We start from the raw sequence: 19,065 nt of genomic DNA on the forward strand, positions 1-19,065 counted from the left end.
AGGAAGTGCCGGTCGTCGTCGATGCCAGCATCGCGTACCACCGGACCATACCCACCGACCATACTGCGGCGGCTGTCAGCCTGCTTTCAAAGAAGGTTGGACTGATCGCCCCCGACCTCATCATTCCAGAGGTGTCGAACGCCCTGTTCACGACGGCAAATTGCACCCCCGAATACGCGCAGCGGATCATGGACGGCATCGAGTTCCTTCCGCGCTGGTTCAGCGAGATCGCCCCGACGTCGCCGCTGCGCTTCCAGGCCTTGAGACTGGCGAGCGAACTCCGACATCCGGTTTCCGACTGCTTCTATCTGGCGCTCGCCGTTCAACGCGGAGTGCGGATGATCACGCTGGACACCCATTTCATCCGCAAGGTTGAACAAAATCCCGCCTTGGCTGATACCGTCCTGCACATCGACGAGCACCTGCGCGCCTGAGACCTTTTTCGAGGCAGGGCGCCGGTGGAGACAGGGCATCGCCCGCATCGAGCGGAACGCTACGCTTCAGGAGCACATCCCCATGAAATGGTCATTCCCGATCGGGCGCATCGCCGGCAGCGAACTCAGGATCCACCTGACGTTCTTTCTGCTGCTTCTCTGGATCGGGATCGCGGCCTACCAGAGCGGTGGCAGCGCGGCGGCGGTGGACGGCATCGCCTTCATCGTCGCGGTCTTCGCCTGCGTCGTGCTGCACGAGTTCGGCCACGCGCTGGCGGCGCGCCGCTACGGCATCCGTACGCCCCGCATCACGCTCCTGCCGATCGGCGGCGTGGCCGAACTCGAGCGCATGCCCGAGAAGCCGTCGGAAGAGATCATCGTGGCGCTGGCCGGGCCGGCGGTGAACGTCGTCATCGCAGCCATCCTCATCCTCATCCTTGGCGCGCAGGTCTCGGGCGACACGCTGGCCGCCATGGAAAACCCGTCAGCCGGGTTCATGGCGCGGCTGGCCTCGGTCAACGTCGTGCTCGTGCTCTTCAACCTGATCCCGGCCTTCCCGATGGACGGAGGCCGCGTCCTGCGCGCGCTGCTCGCCACGCGCTATACACGCGTCAGGGCGACCGAGATCGCAGGCGGCGTCGGGCAGGTCGCAGCCTTCGTCTTCGGCTTCGTCGGACTGGTCGGCGGCAACCCGCTGCTGATCTTCGTGGCGATCTTCGTCTATCTCGCCGCCACCGCCGAGACGCAGGCGATCGGTCTTCAGGACGCGGCCCGCTCGGTCACGATCCGCGAAGCGATGATCACCAGCTTCGAGACGCTTGGTCCCGATGCCACGCTGCAGGATGCCGGCGATGCGCTGCTGCGCACCACCCAGCACGAGTTTCCCGTGATCGACGGGACCGGCCGGCTGCGGGGCGTGCTCACCCGCTCCGCGCTGGTTCAGGGTCTCGCGAGTGGCGGTCCGGGCACCCCCGTGCTCGACATCATGGCGCACGAGATCCCGACACTGCGCGAGGGCGGCAGCCTGACGGAGGCGCTTGAGGCGCTCCATACGAATCGTCCGCCCGCAGTCGCCATCGTCGATGCCGAGCAGCGGCTGATCGGTTACGTGACGTTCGAGAATATCAGTGAACTGATGATGCTGCGTGCAGCCGCGGTGCGCTGAGGCCGCTACTTCGGAAAGCAGACGGCCGGAATGTCCGGCCAGATGGCCGTATCGCAGCCCACCTCTTCCCGCAACCGCCTGTAGGCCGGTGACACCGGGCCGGTGACGATCGGATCCACCCACGCCAGTTCGGCCACGGTCCCCGGTTCGGAGACGGGCGCATCGGGCAGAGGCTCGTCCGCCTGGCGTGCGCTCCCGCCGACGTGCGAGACGGCGAGAATGCCGGCAGCCAGGACCGAGAGAACCGCGAGGCGATAGGTGAGCGAATTGCTGATCATGACCGGCATTAACCGCCCGCTACGGTAAATGTTCCGTCTATGCTGAACAAAAAGGGGAAGCGCGAAGTGGCGCATTTGTGCGTGCCTCTTTCGCAAATGCGAAAAAGCCTGTAAGAGCCCGCCCAACACGAACTGCGGAGCGCCGCTGCCGCGCCCGCCACGCACCCCCGAGTGATACAATGAACCTCCGCAATATCGCGATCATCGCGCACGTCGATCATGGTAAAACTACGCTGGTCGACAATCTCCTGAAGCAGTCCGGCTCGTTCCGCGAGAACCAGCGCGTGGCCGAGCGGGCGATGGACTCCAACGACCTCGAAAAGGAACGCGGCATCACCATCCTTGCCAAGGCCACCTCGGTCGAGTGGAAGGACTGGCGCATCAACATCGTCGACACCCCCGGCCACGCCGATTTCGGCGGCGAGGTGGAGCGCATCCTGTCGATGGTGGATTCGGCGATCGTCCTCGTCGATGCCGCCGAAGGCCCGATGCCGCAGACCAAGTTCGTGGTCGGCAAGGCGCTCAAGGTGGGTCTTCGTCCGATCGTCGTGATCAACAAGATCGACCGCCCGGACGCCCGCCACGTCGAGGTGGTCAACGAGGTGTTCGATCTCTTCGCCGCGCTCGACGCGACGGACGAGCAGCTCGACTTCCCCATTCTCTACGGTTCGGGCCGTGATGGCTGGGTTGCCGAGAACCCCGAGGGTCCGAAGGACCAGGGCCTCGCGCCGCTGTTCGACCTGATCGTCAAGCATGTCCCGGCGCCGACCGTCCATCCCGGCCCGTTCCGCATGATCGGCACGCTGCTCGAAGCCAATCCCTTCCTCGGCCGCATCATCACCGGCCGCATCGAATCCGGCACGCTGAAGTCGAACCAGCAGGTCAAGGTGCTGGCCAACGACGGCTCGCTGGTCGAGACCGGCCGCATCTCCAAGATCCTGGCCTTCCGCGGCCTTGAGCGCCAGCCGGTCGACGAGGCACAGCCAGGCGACATCGTCGCCATCGCGGGTCTTTCGAAGGGCACCGTCGCCGACACCTTCTGCGACCCCTCGGTCACCGAGCCGCTGCACGCGCAGCCGATCGACCCGCCGACCGTTACCATGTCCTTCATCGTCAACGACAGCCCGCTCGCCGGCACCGAAGGCGACAAGGTCACCAGCCGCGTCATCCGCGACCGCCTGCTGCGCGAGGCCGAAGGCAACGTCGCGCTGAAGATCGAGGAATCGACCGAGAAGGACTCGTTCTACGTGTCCGGCCGCGGCGAACTGCAGCTCGCCGTGCTGATCGAGACCATGCGTCGCGAGGGCTTCGAACTTGCCGTGTCGCGCCCCCGCGTCGTGATGCAGAAGGACGACGACGGCGCTCTGCTCGAGCCGATCGAGGAAGTCGTCATCGACGTCGACGAGGAGCATGCCGGCATCGTCGTCCAGAAGATGAGCGAGCGGAAGGCCGACATGGTCGAACTGCGCCCATCCGGCGGCAATCGCCAGCGCCTGGTCTTCCACGCCCCGACGCGCGGCCTGATCGGCTACCAGTCGGAACTCCTGACCGATACGCGCGGCACGGCGGTGATGAACCGGCTGTTCCACTCCTACCAGCCCTACAAGGGCGAGCTGCCCGGCCGCACCAACGGCGTCCTGATCTCCAACGAGCAGGGCGAGTCCGTGGCATTCGCCATGTGGAACCTTGAGGACCGCGGTCCGATGGTCATCGAGGCCGGCGTGAAGGTCTACCAGGGCATGATCATCGGCATTCACAGCCGTGACAACGACCTCGAAGTGAACGTCCTCAAGGGCAAGAAGCTCACCAACATCCGCGCCGCCGGCAAGGACGAGGCCGTACGCCTCACGCCGCCGATCCGCATGACGCTGGAGCGCGCGCTGGCCTGGATCCAGGACGACGAGCTGGTCGAGGTGACACCGAAGTCGATCCGGCTGCGCAAGCTCTATCTGGACCCGAACGAGCGCAAGCGCTTCGAGAAGCAGCGTTCGGCCGGCGCTGCGTAAGGCGCCCCGACACCCGCCTCAGGCGCGGCACGTCCGCGCCGGGGCGTCTCAGTCGTAGAAGACCTGCTTGCTGCCGCGCAGCTCGTACCAGCGATCGAAGTCGGCGAGCGGCAGCGGCTTGCTCATGAAGTAGCCCTGCCCCGCGTCGCAGTCCCAGCCGCAGAGCAGCCGGAAGGCCTCGCGCGTCTCGATGCCCTCGGCCACGACCTCGAAGTCGAGCGCATGGGCGAGCTGGATGATCGAGCGCACCAGCACCTGCTTGCGCCGGTCGGTCTCGAGCCCCCGCAGCAGCGACTTGTCGATCTTGAGGATCTGCGCCGGCAGCGCGCCGAGCGTGCCCATGTTCGAGTATCCGCTGCCGAAGTCGTCGATGGCGATCTGGAAGCCCAGCCGCCTCAGCCGGGCCAGCTGCTCCAGCATCAGTTCGGCATTCGAAGCCAGGGCGCCTTCCGTGAACTCCAGTTCCAGCATGGCCGGATCGACGTCGAAGCGATTGAGCTCCGCGTGGAGGAAGTCCACGAAGTGCGGCTCCTCGAGATTGCGTGGCGACACGTTGATCGACATCCGCAGGTCCAGGCCATTTTCCTGCCAGCGCGCCGCGGCCTTGAGGCTGTGGGTCACCACCCACCGCGTCAGCGACCCGATCAGCGCCGTCGATTCCGCCAGCGGCACGAATTCGCTTGGAGGCACGGGACCGAACTCCGGATGAATCCAGCGGATCAGCGCCTCGGCGCCGACGCAGACGCCTTCCTGCATCGCGATGCGCGGCTGGAAATGCAGCGCGATCTGTCCTTCGCCGCGCAGCGCGCCCGGCAGGTCGGAAAGCAGCCGGAAGGCGCGCAGCTGTGCGGCGTCGGAACCCCGGTCGTAGATCGCCCATCCGGCGAAGCCCTTGCGGCTTTCCTGTGCGGCCGCCAGCGCCGCGCGCAGCAATTCTCCGGGAGCCGCGTCCGGCGTCAGCGCCGCGACGCCGATGCCGGCGCGCGTGTCGATCGGGATGTTGTTGCAGATGATCGAGGGTCGGAAAGCCCGCACGATGTCGTCCACCAGCGCGGTCGTCGCGGTCGGCTTCGCCGCCTCGCGACCGAACACCGCGAAGGTCAGGAGGCTGACGTGGTAGAGCGTCGTGTCCGGCGGCAGCAGCGACTGCAGGCGCTCCGCGCCGGCACGGATGAAGTCTTCGGAATAGGAATGGCCGAGGGCACGCTGCAGCTCGTTGAAGTGCCGCCCGTCGGCGAGCGTCACCAGCACGAGCGACCGGCTTCCGTCGTCGATGGCGCCGGTGCAGTCGGCCATGAACTGCGCCCGCGTCGGCAGGCCGGTGATGTGGTCGATGCGGCCGAGCTGCGCGGCTGCGCGCTCGCCGGCGGAGGCGAGGCGGGTCAGGCTTTCGCGAAGCCGGGTCTCGTCACTCGCGGAGTGGAGCGGATCGGCCAGCCGCCGAGCCGCGGGATCGAACCTGAACATGGCATAGTCCCCCGTAGCGCTCGATCCTGCCCGCTTTCGCTGAATATTACCTTAATGGCCCCTATCGGCCCGTTTCACACGAAAAGCCCGCGTGCTTTCTCCACCTCGCCGCTGATGAAGGAGGCAACGGTCTGGATACGCCGTAGCGGACGCACCGTCTCGTGGTAGACCAGCCAGTAGGCGCGCCGGATCGGCGGGGCCGCCATCACCGGCACGAGTTCGGGATGCATCCGGGCGATGAAGGTGTGCAGGATGCCGATCCCCGCGCCGGCCCGCACCGCCTCCGTCTGGCCGAGCGCCGACGAGATCTGGAACCGGGCCGCCCAGGCGGGATCGAACTCGGCGGCATAGTCGAGGCTGGGACTGATCGTCAGGTCGCCGACATAGCCGACGAGCCGGTGACCGGCCAGCTCGGCCGGGTTCGTGGGCAGACCATGGTCTTCGGCATAGGCTTTCGAGGCGTAGAGCCCCAGCGAATAGTCGACGAGCTTCGACGCCACCAGCCTTCCCTCGGTCGGTCGCTCCACGGTGATGGCGATGTCGGCCTCGCGGCGCGACAGCGAGAAGGAGCGCGGCACCGGCACAAGCTGGATCGACAGGTCGCGATGGCGCGCGGTGAGCTGGCCGAGCCGCTGTGCCAGGAATGCCGTGCCGAAGCCGTCCGGCGCTCCGATCCGCACGACGCCGGACACCGCGTCCCCCTCGCCCGCCAGTTCCGCGCGCGCGGCGATCATGTCCGCTTCCATGCGCTCCGCCACCGCGACGAAGCGCTCGCCCGCCTGCGTCAGCTCGCTGCCGGTCGTCAGCCTGCGGAAAAGCTTGGTCTTGAGGCTGTCCTCTAGCGCCGCGACCCGTCGCGAGACGGTTGCGTGGTTCAGTTCGAGGCGCCGGGCCGCGCCGAGGATCTGCCCGGCCCGCGCAACCGCCAGAAAGATGCGCACGTCATCCCAGTTCATCGTCCTGCCTCCCCATCCACCGAGAAGAGCATTTGCATGGGTTAAAGTCCAGAAATCGCCGCACGCGATCTGGTGCACAACGGATGCTTCGGCCTTCGCATTGCAATCCCGCCTGCGACGCGGGAGAATGCGCCCGAGAAAAATCCGGAAAATCCGCATTTCTGAGGGAGCGTAACCATGCAGGTCGTAGGTCACTATATCGGCGGCAAGCACGTCGCCAGCACCAGCGGGCGCGAGCAGGACATCATGCAGCCCATGGACGGCACCGTGCGCGGGCGCGTCGCATTGGGCTCGAAGGCCGAGCTGCGTCAGGCGGTCGAGAACGCCAAGGCGGCGCAGCCGGCCTGGCGCACCATGAACCCGCAGCGCCGCGTGCGCGTGCTGATGAAGTTCCTCGACCTCGTCCAGCAGGAATACGATTCCCTGGCGGAACTCCTCGCCCGCGAGCACGGCAAGACCATTGCCGACGCCAAGGGCGACATCCAGCGCGGCCTGGAGGTGATCGAGGTCTGCATCGGCGCGCCGCACCTGATGAAGGGCGAGTTCACCGACGCCGCCGGCCCCGGCATCGACGTCTATTCCATGCGCCAGCCGCTCGGCGTCGTGGCCGGCATCACGCCCTTCAACTTCCCGGCCATGATCCCGCTGTGGAAGATCGGACCGGCGATTGCCTGCGGCAATGCCTTCATCCTGAAGCCGTCCGAGCGCGACCCCGGCGTGCCGATGCGCATCGCCGAACTCTTCCTCGAGGCGGGCCTGCCGGCCGGCATCCTCAACGTCGTCAACGGCGACAAGGAGGTGGTCGACGCCATCCTCGACGATCCCGACATCAAGGCGGTCGGCTTCGTCGGCTCGACCCCGATCGCGCAGTACATCTATTCCCGCGCCACCGCGACCGGCAAGCGCGCGCAGTGCTTCGGCGGTGCCAAGAACCACATGATCATCATGCCCGACGCCGACATGGACCAGACCGTCGACGCACTGATCGGCGCCGGCTACGGCTCGGCCGGCGAGCGCTGCATGGCGATTTCGGTCGCCGTGCCCGTCGGCAAGGAGACCGCCGACCGCCTGATCGAGAAGCTGATCCCGCGCGTCGAGAGCCTGAAGGTCGGCCCCTCGACCGACAGTTCGGCCGACTTCGGCCCGCTGGTCACGCAGCAGGCGCTCGACCGCGTGAAGGGCTACGTCGATCTCGGCATCGAGGAGGGCGCCAAGCTCGTCGTCGACGGCCGCGGCTTCAAGATGCAGGGCTACGAGAACGGCTACTACATGGGCGGCTGCCTCTTCGACGACGTGACGCCGGACATGCGCATCTACAAGGAGGAGATCTTCGGCCCCGTGCTGTCGGTCGTCCGCGCCGCCACCTACGAGGATGCGCTGAAGCTGCCCAACGAGCACGAATACGGCAACGGCGTCGCCATCTTCACCCGCGACGGCGACGCCGCCCGCGACTTCGCCTCCCGCGTCCAGGTCGGCATGGTCGGCATCAACGTGCCGATCCCGGTGCCGATCGCCTACTACACCTTCGGCGGCTGGAAGGGCTCGGCCTTCGGCGACCTCAACCAGCACGGCCCCGACGCCTTCCGCTTCTACACCAAGACCAAGACCGTCACCTCCCGCTGGCCCTCCGGCGTCAAGGACGGCGCGGAATTCGTCATCCCGACGATGAAGTGAGGCTGAAACCCGGGGACAGTTTACTCAATTCCGCTGCACGCCCGTCGTTCGAGCGGCGCGGCTCGGACCGGAATTGAGTAAACTGTCCCCGGGGTTCCGGCTTTCGGCCCTGACCGGAACGACGGCCCGCGGTCTTCCGCGGGCCGTTTTTCGTTATCGCACCTACGCCGGCTCAGTGCGCTCCGGGCATCGGCGGCGCAACGTGGCAGAGCACCAGCAGAACGTAGAGCAAAGCGCTTGCGACATAGATGCGGCAGAAATCGCCATGTCCGTCGTGGCGGGCGATCTGCGCGGCAAAGATGTAGTTGCTGGCGAGCGCGAGATAGACGGACAGCGTGGAGTCGTGGGAGAGAAGAAGAGAGAGCATGTCGGCGGCCTTTCCTGTTCGAGTTGCCGACCACCCAGAAATACGAAGCTGGAACCGCTTGGGAGACATGCTTCGGAAAGGCGGAAACGGGACGTCCCGGTTCGGAAAGGTTTGGAAAGGTGGCCTCGAAAAAACCGTCCACAGGCCGTGACGAAACCGCACCGCTCCCTTTCTTCGAATGCCTCGACTTCCACCTGAAGTTCGGAACCCGCCCCGGCGGTTCGCCCGATCGGGCGGGCATCGAATGGACGGTGAAGGAATTTGCCGAGGCGTCCGGCGTTGACGAGCGGACCGTCCGGAACTGGCGAAACGGCGCGACGAAACCGGGTTCTGACGACGTCGCTCGGATGGAACGCGTTCTCTTCGGCGACGGTCCCGCCTTTGCCGAATGGCGAGCCGAATTCCGGACCACTCCCCGCGTCAAGCGCGGGAAGGTACCCCCGGCGACGGCCTCCGGGCGTCCATCCTCACCGCACAAGCCGCGCAACCTCCCCTTCGCCTCCCTCGGCAGCCTCTTCAAGGGCCGCTCAAACGAACTCGCGCGCCTTCAAGCGGCCCTTTCCGGCGGAGGCTCCAACGGCATCGCCATCGCCGGCCACGCGCTGCATGGGCTCGGCGGCATAGGCAAGACCCAGCTCGCGATCGAATTTGCCCATGCCCATAACGAGGACTATCGCGCGCTGCTCTTCCTGCCTTGCGGCAGCAAGGAACTTCTCGCATCCGCCCTCGCCGCTCTGGCCGGACCCGACGTGCTGGATCTGCCCGAGCAGCACGAGACCGACGACGCCAGACGGGCGAATGCGGCCCTGCGCTGGCTGAACGCCAATCCGGGCTGGCTCCTCATCCTCGACAATGTGGACGACGAGGCCGCGCTGGCCGCCATGGAAGCCCTGCGCCCGAGGCTCAGGGGCGGCAGCGTGCTGATCACCGGCAGGCTCAATGCCTGGCCAGCCGGCGTGGCCTCGATCGAACTGGACGTGCTCGACCCGGATTCGGCCACGGCCTTCGTTCTCGACCGGACCGAAGGCGCCCGCCGGAGGACCCCGGACGATGGCGCCCGCGCCGCCGACATCGCGCGCGAACTGGACGGGTTGGCCCTGGCCCTCGCCCAGGCCGCCGCCTACGTCTGCGTGAGCCGGATCTCGCTCGGCCAGTACCTCGAGCGGTGGCGCAGCCGTCGCGACGAGGTCGCCACATGGTTCGACCGCTCGCTGGTCAGCTACAACCACGACGTCGGTTTCGCGGCCACATGGGCCACCTCGGTGGAGCGCCTGTCGGATGCCGCGCGGGCCTTGCTGGAGCGTCTGGCCTTCATGGCCCCGGAGCCCATTCCCGACGTCCTTTTCGATGCCGCGGACGCAAGCGAGTCACGGGACGAACTCATGCGCTATTCGCTGGTGACGCGGACGGACCTCAGCGGCGGGACCCTGCCCGGCGTCGGCATGCACCGGCTCGTGCAGCAGCAAAGCCGGTCCGCAATGCCGTCCGGACGGCGAGGGGCGGCCCTGGAGGAGACGCTGGACTGGCTGGTTCCCGTTTTCGTCTCCGGCTCGATGACTGGTGAAGCACTGCCGCTGTTGACGCTGTTGGCCCCGCATGCCGAAGCAGTCATTTCACACGTCGATGCAAGCGCCGGGCCGTTCGACACCGGCCGGCGTCGCAAGCTGCTGATCCTCCATGGCACGCTCGGCGATGTTCATGCTAACCGCGGCAATCTTCGGCAGGCCGCGGTTGATTTCGACCGGGCCGTACGAGATGCGGAACGACTGGTCGACATCGACCCGGCGAATACCGACTGGCAACGCGATCTCTTCGTCAGCCTGACCAGGATCGGCGACGCCGAGCGTCGGCTCGGCAACGGCGACGCCGCCCTCAACGCCCATCGCAAGGGCCTCGCCATCGCCGAGGCGCTCAACCTCCGCGACCCGGCGAACCCCGAGTGGCAGCGCGATCTCTCGGTCAGCCTTACCAAGATCGGCGACGTCGAGCTTCGGCTCGGCAACGGCGACGCCGCCCTCGACGCCTACCGCAAGGGCCTTGCGATCCGCGCGGCGCTCAGCCACCGCGACCCTGCGAACACGCAGTGGCAGCGCGATCTCTTCGTAAGCCTGAACAGGATCGGCGACGTCGAACTCCAGTTCGGCAACGGCGACGCCGCCCTTGAAGCCTACCGCAACGGCCTCGCCATCGCCGAGGCGCTCGCCCTCTGCGACCCGGCGAACACCGAATGGCAGCGCGATCTCTCGGTCAGCCTGAACAAGATCGGCGACGTCGAGCGTCGGCTCGGCAACGGCGACACCGCGCTGGACGCATACCGCAAGGGCCTCGCCATCCGCGAGGCGCTCGCCCTCCGCGACCCGGCGAACACGCAGTGGCAGCGCAATCTATCGATCAGCCTGAACAGGATCGGCGACGTCGAGCTTCGGCTCGGCAATGGCGACGCCGCCCTTGACGCCTACCGCAAGGGCCTTGCCATCCGAGCGGCGCTCGCCCTCCGCGACCCGGCGAACACGCAATGGCAGCGCGATCTCTCGGTCAGCCTGAACAGGATCGGCGACGTCGAGCTTCGGCTCGGCAAGGACGACGCCGCCCTCGACGCCTACCGCAAGGGCCTCGCCATCCGCGAGGCGCTCGCCCGCCGCGACCCGGCGAACACGCAATGGCAGCGCGATCTCTCGATCAGCCTGAACAACATCGGTGACGTCGAGTGTAGGCGCGGCAACGGCGACGCCGCACTCGACGCCTTCCGCAAGGGCCTCGCCATCGGCGAGGCGCTCGCTCTTCGCGACCCGGCGAACACCGACTGGCAGCGCGATCTGATCATCTCGAACGTCAAGCTCGCCGAGGCCGGCGACCGCCCGGCCGATCGGCTGCGTGCCGCACTGGCCATCGCCGAGGCGCTGCAGGACGCGGGCCGGCTGGCGCCGGCCGACGGCGGGATGATCGACGAACTGAAGCGGCGGCTGGCCGAGGACGACGGTTGAAACGGCGCGGATTTCGCGCGAGGCGCCCTGAGACGCGGCTACCGTGGCCCCGGGGCGGTGTCGCGCGCGGCGTCGCGCAGGGCGCCCTGCACCAGCGCCTGCAGCGCTTCGGAGGCGCGGGCCACGCGCGCGAGCGCCGCTTCCACCGCCGCTTCGTCGCGCGGCGTGGCGGCAAGCGTCTCGCCAAGGGCGAGATGCGCCTGGCGCAGTTCGCGGATCGTCCGTCGCGCCGCGGGCCGGTCCTCCCGCAGGGCCTGCCGGAACGCGGTCCTGAACTCCGCCGGGTAGGACCGGGCGACCATGCCGAGGGCCTCGCCGCCGAAACGGTCGCGGACGGCCTTCATGATGAAACCCGCCAGGAAGAAGTTCGCGAACAGGGAAAGGCCGAGCGCCGAAACCAGGAGGATGCGGCCCCAGGACAGGCGTCTCACAGCGTTTCGTCCCCCATCAGCGCGGCAAGGCCGAGATTGCCCGTCGCCAGCCGCATCAGGGCGACGTCGAGCTCGTCGTCGATCATCAGCGCGGCGACACCATAGCCGGATGCCGATGCGAACGTGATCGCGAGGGCCGCGAAGGCCGTGGCGAACCGCGGCGTCAGAATACGCGCCGGGCTGAACCCGGGCGTCCGGCCACCCGAAGCGGCGAGCCGTGCCGCCAGAGCGCGCTTCAGCGCGGTTTCATCGGTCGGCATGTCGATCGCCTGCCGCAGCAGCGCATCGAATTCCTCGTCCTTCATGCGGGCCTCCTCGTCTTGCATCATCTAAAGCATGTCTCCCGAAAGTGGGCACCGGTTTCGGGTGACAGACATGCGCGAAAACGCGTGCGGAGCGAATCTGAAAGATCGCGACACGCTCTATGCTCTGTCGACCGTTTCGCGCAGGGTCCGGCGCGCCCTGACCAGCAATTGTTCGACGGAGCCGCGGCTCGTGTCCATCGCCTTTGCGATGTCGGGCGTGTCCAGGCCCGCCGCCACCGACAGGAGCAGCGCCATCCTCTGCCGGGCCGGCAGTTCCGAAATGCCCCGGCGGGCGAGCGCAAGCGCCTGCCGACCGGAGAGGATGGCCTCGGCGTCCGGCGCGTCGGCGGCAATCTGGCGGGTATCGTCGTCGAGACCGAAGAAGGCCAGTACGGCGCGCCGACGGCCGATGTCGGTGCAGCGGTTGGCCGCGATCCGATAGAGCCAGGTCGAAGCCTTCCCGCGCCCCGGGTCGAAGCCTGAAGCCTTGCGCCAGACCGTGAGGAAGACCTCCTGCGCCACGTCCGCGCCGTCCTCGGCATTGCCCAGGAAGCGGGCGGCGAAAATGCGGATGCCGCGTCCGTGCCGGTCGGCCAGCGCGGAAAAGGCGCGCTGGTCGCCCGAAGCGATGCGCTCCAGCAGAAGGGCGTCGGGATCGCGTTGCGTTTCGTCGGTCGGCACGACACCCACACCAGTCCGCCGGAACCGCTCTTGTCAACGGCGGATGCGGCGTACCCCGTAGACGGTGTTGCCCTCGGGACCGGTGATCGCGCGCACGGACCGGACGTTGCCATGGGGCCCGCGGGCGACGGCACGGCTGCCGGTGTAGACGTCGCCGCCCGGCGTCACGCCGGCGGTGCTGCGGGCGCAGCGGTCGACGATGCCGTCGAAGCAGGTCGTCGAGGTCGAGACCGCGGCGCCGTTCGGTCCGGTCGCGGTCACCGAGCCGGAATACAGCCGCCCGTCGACCGTGGCGGATCGCGAAACGGTTCCGCCATTGGGGCCGGTCCATTCGCCCGCGAATGCCGCGCCAGGCAGGGCGAGGAGCCAGGCCCCGGCAAGGGTGGTGATCAGTGGCTTGCAGATGAGGGTCATGTCGATTTCCTTTCCGTCGGTTGGTCTGGTTGGGAGGGGAATTGCCAGAGGTCCGTCAGTGTCACCGGTGGCGAAACAGGCCGGCACCACCGCCCAGATCGGCAAGTTCGGTCGCGGTCAGTTTGCCGTCGCCATCGGCGTCGGCGCGGTCGAAGAAGGCCGACCGGCTCCGCAATTCGGCGGACGTGAGGCGGCCGTCGCCATCGGCGTCCATGCGGCGGAACAGCATGCCAGCCCGGCCCCGCATCATCGAAGCGCGATCGTCCATCGCGGCGCGAAGGTCTTCGATCTCGGCCTTGTCGATCGCGCCGTCACCGTTGCGATCCGCGCGTTCGAAAGCAAAGGCGCGCAACGCATCCAATTCGGCCCGAGAGATGACGCCGTCGCCATCCCGGTCGGCCAGGGCAATGAGACGCCGACCCTGCGGCTCGGCCGCGCCGGCGGCTTCAATGGCCCCGGCGGCAGCGAGCAGGACGACGGTCGCAGCAGTCAGTTTCCGCATCTTGGTACCTCGCATCGCGGTTTCGATGCTCCTGATACGAGGCTGGCCTCCGCCTCCTACGCCGCGCCGCCGGCTTTTTTTCAAACGACTGGAAGCCATGCGTCCGGCCTGGCTCCGGTGCCGGTTTCAGATGGTCATGACCTCTTTCCGGTCGCTCCGCCCGCGATACGGCCCCGCGGCCACCCGGCTTCGGGGGCGGTCGCTTGGCGCGACGATGATTGCCCGTCCCTGCCGCGCCCCGGAGGGTTGCCCTTGCGGTATTCCCTCAATACGATCGGCGCTCGATCAGGGAGAATGGCAGCGCGGTGGCTCGGACCGGGAAAGTTGGAACGGGCGCAGCCGCCATTTTGCTCTGGATCGGCTTTCTCTTCTCGATGGGACCCGCTTTAGCGATCGACGACGAGAGCGAGCCGCTCTGCCCGATCTCCATGCGGGAGGCGATCACACTCGAGCAGAACCAGATCGAGCACCTCTTTAGGGAGCGGGGTCTTCTCTATCTTGCACCGAAGCTGGCGGAAGACCTGCAGCTGAGCGTCGAAACCTATCTCACGCACAAACAGTCCCCCGGCGATCCACGCGACCGGGCGCTCCTCTTCTTCATCGGCAACTCCGAGACCTTGTGCGCCATGTACTGGCGCGTCGGAGACGATCCGCGCTTCAACCTCTTCATCATCGAACAGCTCGCCGTCGCCCCCGCCGATATCGTGCCGCTGATCGACGACCTCGTTGTGGAGATGCAGAGCAGTTCGGCGGGCGTCCTCCGCCAGGCCCGGCCGAAGATCGGCGAAAGCCTTCCGCGTGGAGCAAGTCCCGTGAGGGCCCGTCGCGGCCGGCCTGCAGAACAGATCCTCGCCGAGCTGTCGCAGATCCTTTTCCCGGGCCGGATAGGCGCGCACGTCCAGGGACTGGCAAGCCTGACGGTCATCCCCTGCCTCAACATCGGGATCGTCCCGTTTGCGGCCATGGATCCCGACGGCGACAGGGTTCCGCTGGTGGAAACCACCGTCGTCAATGTCGAGGCCGAACTGCGCCACGTCTACGAAAACCGCGCTTTCGGCTGGAACGGCATCATCGGTTCAGCCGTGGTTTTCGGAGATCCGGACGCCGGGTCCGATCCCGAATGGTCCTTTCCACGCCTGCCCGGCGCACAGCGCGAAGCGATCGCCGTGGCAGAGCGGCTCGGCGCGGAGGCCGTCCTGGGAGAAGCGGCGACATCCCGGCGGATGATCGATGACATCCGGCAAGCCGACTACATCCACATCGCGGCACACGGCCTGAGCAGTGTGGAGAGCCCGCTCGACGGCAGTTTCCTGGCGCTGACGGGCGGCAGGCTGACGGCCCGTTCCATCCAGGCTCTCGACCTCTACAAGTCGCCCCTGGTGGTTCTGAGCGCCTGCCAGACCGGGCTGGGCGGCCCGCTGGATGCCGGTATCGTCGGCCTCGCCCGCGGCTTCGTCATCGCCGGTGCCATCGGCACCGTCGCCACCTTGTGGAACGTCGATGACGATGTGACGGCCCTGCTGATGATGGACTTCGTCGCCAACCTGCAGACGATGAACCCGCTGGATGCGCTGCGCACGGCGCAGCAGCGCGTAAGGTCTCTGTATCAGCACCCGAGATACTGGTCGGGCTTCATGTTCTTCGGCTCGCGCACCATCACTTCGCCGGGCTGACGATCAGCTTCCCGAATTCCGCCGGAGCCGGCCGAAAGTGTTGCCGCGCGGAAGTCATGGCAGGCGTTCCCTTTCTCCGCGTCATGATTTCGTGATGGAACGGCTTTGGGCGCGGCGAATTGTTCGTGGCAAGTCGCCACAACGGCGAATGGATCAGACCAATCGCGACCGCGCCGAAAGGCGCAGCGACGCCGCGGTGAGCGCGGCGACAGGAGACCTGTACCATGAAGCATCTCACCGCAGCCGCCGCGTTCACCGCCATCGTCGCCGTCAGCGCCGCAGCCATCGCCGCGCAGGATCACGTCCGCCCGAATGCAGAACCCTCCCCGGAACGTTTCGCCTATACCGAGACGGCGGCATCGTCCGTTCCCGGACCTTCGGCATCCAGCCTCAACCTGTGCGGCGAGCGCGATCAGATGGTCCGCGATCTCGACCGCGAGTTCCGGGAACAGCCGCTGGCCTCGGGGCTGGTCGACAAGGACGCGGTGATGGAGATCTTCGTCTCTCCGGGCGGCACCTGGACGATTCTCGCCACCGGCACCGACGGCCTGTCCTGCGTGATGGCTGTCGGCGAGGGCTTCGACACCGCCGCTCCCCGCGTGGCCGGCGCGGGTGCCTGATCGGGCGCCCGTCAAGAAGCGTGGCGACACTCACCGCCGGGCCGCCGCTTCGGCGTGCCCCCTCAGCAGCGCCATGAGCCGCACTGACTGAAGCCCTGCGCGTTCGTCGTCGCCGTCGAGGATCGCCCGGATCACCGCCACATGGTGCTCCGCCGCGACCGCCAGCCCCGTGTCCGCCTTGTATCGAAACCAGAAGCGGCGGCTGTGGGTCTGAAGCGGAGCGGCGAGACGGGCCGCAAACGGGTTGTCGGCGGCGAGCGCCATCGCTTCGTCCAGCCCCTTGTCGGCTTCCATGAAGGCGATCACGTTGCCGCTGATCACGGCCCGCTGCATCGCTCCCGCCGCCTCCGAAAACAGAACCGCCGCATCCTGCGTCGCGCGCCGCGCAGCGGCGCGCGCCATGGCGACCTCCACCCCTTCCCGCGCCTCGACGACGCGCAGCCAGTCGCCCGGATCGAGCGGGGCCACTGCGATGCCCGCCCGGGGCCGGATCTCCAGAAGCCCTTCCCATGCGAGCCGCTGGATGGCTTCGCGCACAGGCGTTCGGCCAAGTTGCAGCCGCTCGATCAGCGCGCCCTCCGTGGTCGTCGACCCGGGTGCGAGATCGAGGATGACGATCATCCGCTCCAGTGCCCGGTAGGCGCGGACTGCCGCCGGCTGCTGGGTGGCAAGGCCGCTGTGCTTCATGCCCTCCGCCCTCCGGTTCGTTTGCCCTGTCCGCCGTCGACGCCATTTGACGGCACTGCTGCCGCCAGATATATCAGTGATATATCAAACCGCGATCGAGTGCGAAAGACATGGAAGCCAGAGGTTCGGCCGGAACGTCCGCTGGCATTGTGGTTGTCGGCGCCGGCATCGTCGGCATCTGCACCGCCATCCGCCTCGCCGGACAGGGCGCATCCGTCACCGTCGTCGACCGCACCGGCATCTGCGAGGAGACGAGTTCCGGCAACGCCGCAGCCTTCGCCTTCTCCGACGTCCTCCCTCTGGCCCAGAAGGGCATGATTCGCAACCTGCCGAAATGGCTGGCCGATCCGCTTGGACCGCTCTCCATCCCGCCCTCCTACATGCCGCGGCTCGCCCCTTGGCTATTCCGTTTCTGGCGCGCCGGCCGCACCGCGGTCTACGAGCCGGCGCTGGCGGCACAGGCGGGCCTGATGAAACTTGCGGAGGCGGAGTGGATGGCGCTGATGGACGCCAGCGGCACGCGGAACATGCTGCGCGAGGACGGCTCGCTCGAACTCTACGAGAACGAAGCCGAGTTCGCCGCCGGCCTGACCGGCTGGGCGGCGCGCAAGCGCTTCGGCATCGAGTTCCGCCATGTCGAGGGCGCGGACCTGTCGGCCTTGCAGCCCGGCCTCTCCCCGCAATTCGTCAAGGGCACCTTCGTGCCGGGCTGGAAGACGGTCTCCGATCCGAAGCTGCTCGGCAAGGCGCTCTGGGCGCATGCGGAGAGCCTCGGCGTCCGCTTCCGCCAGGGCGAGGCGACGGGCGTGGAGGCCGGGCCGGGCGGCGCGCGGCTGACGCTGCGCGACAGCACGTCGATGGACGCCTCGAAGCTGGTGATTGCGGCCGGCGCCTGGTCGCATCGCCTCGCCCGGCAGCTCGGCGACCGCATCCCGCTCGAGACGGAGCGCGGCTACAACACCACCCTGCCGCCCGGCGCCTTCAACGTGCGGCGCCAGCTCATCTTCTCGGGTCACGGCTTCGTCGTCACGCCCCTCGAGACGGGCCTGCGCATCGGCGGCGCCGTGGAGCTGGCGGGCCTCGACGCTCCGCCCAACTATGCCCGCTCGAAGGCCATGCTGGAGAAGACGACGCGCTTCCTGCCCGGTCTGCGCACCGAGGGCGGGCGCGAGTGGATGGGCTATCGCCCCTCGCTCCCGGACTCGCTGCCGGTCATCGGCCGCGCCTCGCGGAGCGGCCACGTCTTCTACGCCTTCGGCCACGGCCATCTCGGTCTCACGCAGGCCGCCGCCACCGCCCGCTTGATCGCGGACCTGGCTTCGGGCAAGCCCGCAGCCATCGACCTGTCGCCGTTCAGCCCGCTCCGCTTCTGAGACGATCCCGCAACCGAACCTCTGCGAGTCCCGCCATGGCGCGCCATTCCTTCCACTGCATCGACGGCCACACCTGCGGCAACCCGGTTCGCCTCGTCGCAGGCGGGGGGCCGTTGCTCAGCGGTTCCACCATGATGGAGCGGCGCGCGCATTTCCTGGCGGAGTTCGACTGGATCCGCACCGGCCTGATGTTCGAGCCGCGCGGCCACGACATGATGTCGGGCTCCATTCTCTATCCGCCGACGCGCGAGGATTGCGACATCGGCATCCTGTTCATCGAGACCTCCGGCTGCCTGCCGATGTGCGGGCATGGCACCATCGGCACGGTGACGATGGCGATCGAGCACGGCCTCGTGCGGCCGAAGACCCCGGGCGTGCTCCGCCTCGACACGCCAGCCGGGCTCGTCATCGCCGAGTACCGTCAGGACGGCGCGTATGTGGAGGAGGTCCGCATCACCAACGTCCCGTCCTTCCTGCATTCCACGGCACTGACGGTCGAGTGCCCGGACCTCGGGACGCTGACGGTGGACGTGGCCTATGGCGGAAACTTCTATGCCATCGTCGAGCCGCAGGCGAATTACCGCGACATGGCCGACCATTCGGCCGGACAGCTGATCGGCTGGAGCCCGGTGCTGCGCCGGCGGTTGAACGAGGCCTACGTCTTCGAGCACCCGGACAATCCGTCGATCCGCGGCCTGTCGCACATCCTGTGGACGGGGAAGCCGACCGTGGAGGGCGCACATGCCCGCAACGCCGTCTTCTACGGTGACAAGGCGATCGATCGTTCCCCCTGCGGCACCGGCACGTCGGCGCGCATGGCGCAGCTCCACGCCAAGGGCAGGCTCAAGGTCGGCGACGACTTCGTCCACGAGTCGATCATCGGCTCGCTGTTCAAGGGACGCGTGGAAGGCGAGCTCGATCTCGCGGGCGGCAGGGCGATCATCCCCTCCGTCGGCGGCTGGGCGCGGATGACCGGCTACAACACCATCTTCATCGACGACCGCGATCCCTTCGCCCGCGGATTCGTGGTGGCGTGATGCTCCGGCGC

19 protein-coding genes are annotated in these 19,065 nt (G+C 67.7%); 9 read left to right on the plus strand and 10 right to left on the minus strand.

The window, feature by feature from the left end; translation table 11 throughout:
• Positions 1-5: 5 nt before the first annotated feature.
• Positions 6-434, plus strand: coding sequence for a type II toxin-antitoxin system VapC family toxin (locus N1F91_RS08020; RefSeq protein ID WP_289991301.1), 429 nt, complete (start codon positions 6-8; stop codon positions 432-434).
• An 82-nt stretch (positions 435-516) separates the two neighbouring features.
• On the plus strand, positions 517-1,599 hold the full coding sequence (locus N1F91_RS08025) for a site-2 protease family protein (RefSeq protein ID WP_289991302.1): 1,083 nt from the start codon (positions 517-519) through the stop codon (positions 1,597-1,599).
• A 5-nt stretch (positions 1,600-1,604) separates the two neighbouring features.
• Here the strand turns inward: N1F91_RS08025 and N1F91_RS08030 are convergent, their stop codons facing one another.
• The gene (locus tag N1F91_RS08030; protein ID WP_289991303.1) at positions 1,605-1,877 is read right to left on the minus strand and encodes a hypothetical protein; all 273 of its coding nucleotides are present in this window, start codon (positions 1,875-1,877) and stop codon (positions 1,605-1,607) included.
• 179 nt (positions 1,878-2,056) lie between these two features.
• Here N1F91_RS08030 and typA point away from each other — a divergent pair, with 179 nt between their 5' ends.
• The gene (gene typA, locus N1F91_RS08035) at positions 2,057-3,883 is read left to right on the plus strand and encodes a translational GTPase TypA (RefSeq protein ID WP_289991304.1); all 1,827 of its coding nucleotides are present in this window, start codon (positions 2,057-2,059) and stop codon (positions 3,881-3,883) included.
• Between the two features lie 48 nt (positions 3,884-3,931).
• Here typA and N1F91_RS08040 read toward each other — a convergent pair whose 3' ends face one another.
• On the minus strand, positions 3,932-5,350 hold the full coding sequence (locus tag N1F91_RS08040; protein ID WP_289991305.1) for a bifunctional diguanylate cyclase/phosphodiesterase: 1,419 nt from the start codon (positions 5,348-5,350) through the stop codon (positions 3,932-3,934).
• A 74-nt stretch (positions 5,351-5,424) separates the two neighbouring features.
• Entirely contained in the window at positions 5,425-6,306 is an 882-nt protein-coding gene (locus N1F91_RS08045) for a LysR family transcriptional regulator (RefSeq protein WP_289991307.1), read from the minus strand.
• 177 nt (positions 6,307-6,483) lie between these two features.
• Here N1F91_RS08045 and N1F91_RS08050 point away from each other — a divergent pair, with 177 nt between their 5' ends.
• Positions 6,484-7,980, plus strand: coding sequence for a CoA-acylating methylmalonate-semialdehyde dehydrogenase (locus N1F91_RS08050; protein WP_289991308.1), 1,497 nt, complete (start codon positions 6,484-6,486; stop codon positions 7,978-7,980).
• A 172-nt stretch (positions 7,981-8,152) separates the two neighbouring features.
• On the opposite strand, the gene N1F91_RS08055 is transcribed toward N1F91_RS08050, so the two are convergent.
• Positions 8,153-8,347 carry a hypothetical protein gene (locus N1F91_RS08055; RefSeq protein WP_289991310.1) on the minus strand — a complete coding sequence of 65 codons (195 nt, stop codon included), beginning with the start codon at positions 8,345-8,347 and terminating at the stop codon, positions 8,153-8,155.
• Between the two features lie 347 nt (positions 8,348-8,694).
• On the opposite strand from N1F91_RS08055, the gene N1F91_RS08060 reads away from it, so the two are divergent.
• Positions 8,695-11,331, plus strand: coding sequence for a tetratricopeptide repeat protein (locus N1F91_RS08060; protein WP_289991311.1), 2,637 nt, complete (start codon positions 8,695-8,697; stop codon positions 11,329-11,331).
• 38 nt (positions 11,332-11,369) lie between these two features.
• Here N1F91_RS08060 and N1F91_RS08065 read toward each other — a convergent pair whose 3' ends face one another.
• From N1F91_RS08065 to N1F91_RS08085, 5 genes are all read right to left on the minus strand, one after another.
• Positions 11,370-11,762 (minus strand): periplasmic heavy metal sensor, encoded by a 393-nt coding sequence (locus N1F91_RS08065; protein WP_289991312.1) that lies wholly within the window; start codon positions 11,760-11,762, stop codon positions 11,370-11,372.
• Positions 11,759-12,091: a hypothetical protein gene (locus N1F91_RS08070; protein ID WP_289991313.1), complete on the minus strand. Its 333-nt coding sequence runs from the start codon at positions 12,089-12,091 to the stop codon at positions 11,759-11,761. Before N1F91_RS08070 ends, N1F91_RS08065 begins: the two co-directional genes overlap by 4 nt.
• Before the next feature lie 93 nt (positions 12,092-12,184).
• Complete coding sequence (locus N1F91_RS08075) at positions 12,185-12,748, minus strand: sigma-70 family RNA polymerase sigma factor (RefSeq protein WP_289991315.1); 564 nt, start codon at positions 12,746-12,748, stop codon at positions 12,185-12,187.
• A 33-nt stretch (positions 12,749-12,781) separates the two neighbouring features.
• Complete coding sequence (locus N1F91_RS08080; protein WP_289991316.1) at positions 12,782-13,162, minus strand: hypothetical protein; 381 nt, start codon at positions 13,160-13,162, stop codon at positions 12,782-12,784.
• Between the two features lie 61 nt (positions 13,163-13,223).
• Entirely contained in the window at positions 13,224-13,763 is a 540-nt protein-coding gene (locus N1F91_RS08085) for a signal transduction protein (RefSeq protein WP_289991320.1), read from the minus strand.
• Positions 13,764-14,038: 275 nt separating this feature from the next.
• Between N1F91_RS08085 and N1F91_RS08090 the strand changes: the two genes are divergently transcribed.
• Complete coding sequence (locus N1F91_RS08090) at positions 14,039-15,337, plus strand: CHAT domain-containing protein (RefSeq protein WP_289991321.1); 1,299 nt, start codon at positions 14,039-14,041, stop codon at positions 15,335-15,337.
• 224 nt (positions 15,338-15,561) lie between these two features.
• Entirely contained in the window at positions 15,562-15,957 is a 396-nt protein-coding gene (locus tag N1F91_RS08095; RefSeq protein WP_289991322.1) for a hypothetical protein, read from the plus strand.
• A gap of 30 nt (positions 15,958-15,987) precedes the next feature.
• Here N1F91_RS08095 and N1F91_RS08100 read toward each other — a convergent pair whose 3' ends face one another.
• Positions 15,988-16,644 carry a GntR family transcriptional regulator gene (locus N1F91_RS08100; protein WP_289991324.1) on the minus strand — a complete coding sequence of 219 codons (657 nt, stop codon included), beginning with the start codon at positions 16,642-16,644 and terminating at the stop codon, positions 15,988-15,990.
• Positions 16,645-16,754: 110 nt separating this feature from the next.
• Between N1F91_RS08100 and N1F91_RS08105 the strand changes: the two genes are divergently transcribed.
• The gene (locus tag N1F91_RS08105) at positions 16,755-18,017 is read left to right on the plus strand and encodes an FAD-binding oxidoreductase (protein ID WP_289991325.1); all 1,263 of its coding nucleotides are present in this window, start codon (positions 16,755-16,757) and stop codon (positions 18,015-18,017) included.
• Between the two features lie 35 nt (positions 18,018-18,052).
• Positions 18,053-19,054 (plus strand): 4-hydroxyproline epimerase, encoded by a 1,002-nt coding sequence (locus N1F91_RS08110; protein ID WP_289991327.1) that lies wholly within the window; start codon positions 18,053-18,055, stop codon positions 19,052-19,054.
• Positions 19,055-19,065 lie beyond the last annotated feature (11 nt).

Source organism: Aquibium sp. ELW1220 (assembly GCF_030398385.1).
Classification (GTDB): domain Bacteria; phylum Pseudomonadota; class Alphaproteobacteria; order Rhizobiales; family Rhizobiaceae; genus Aquibium.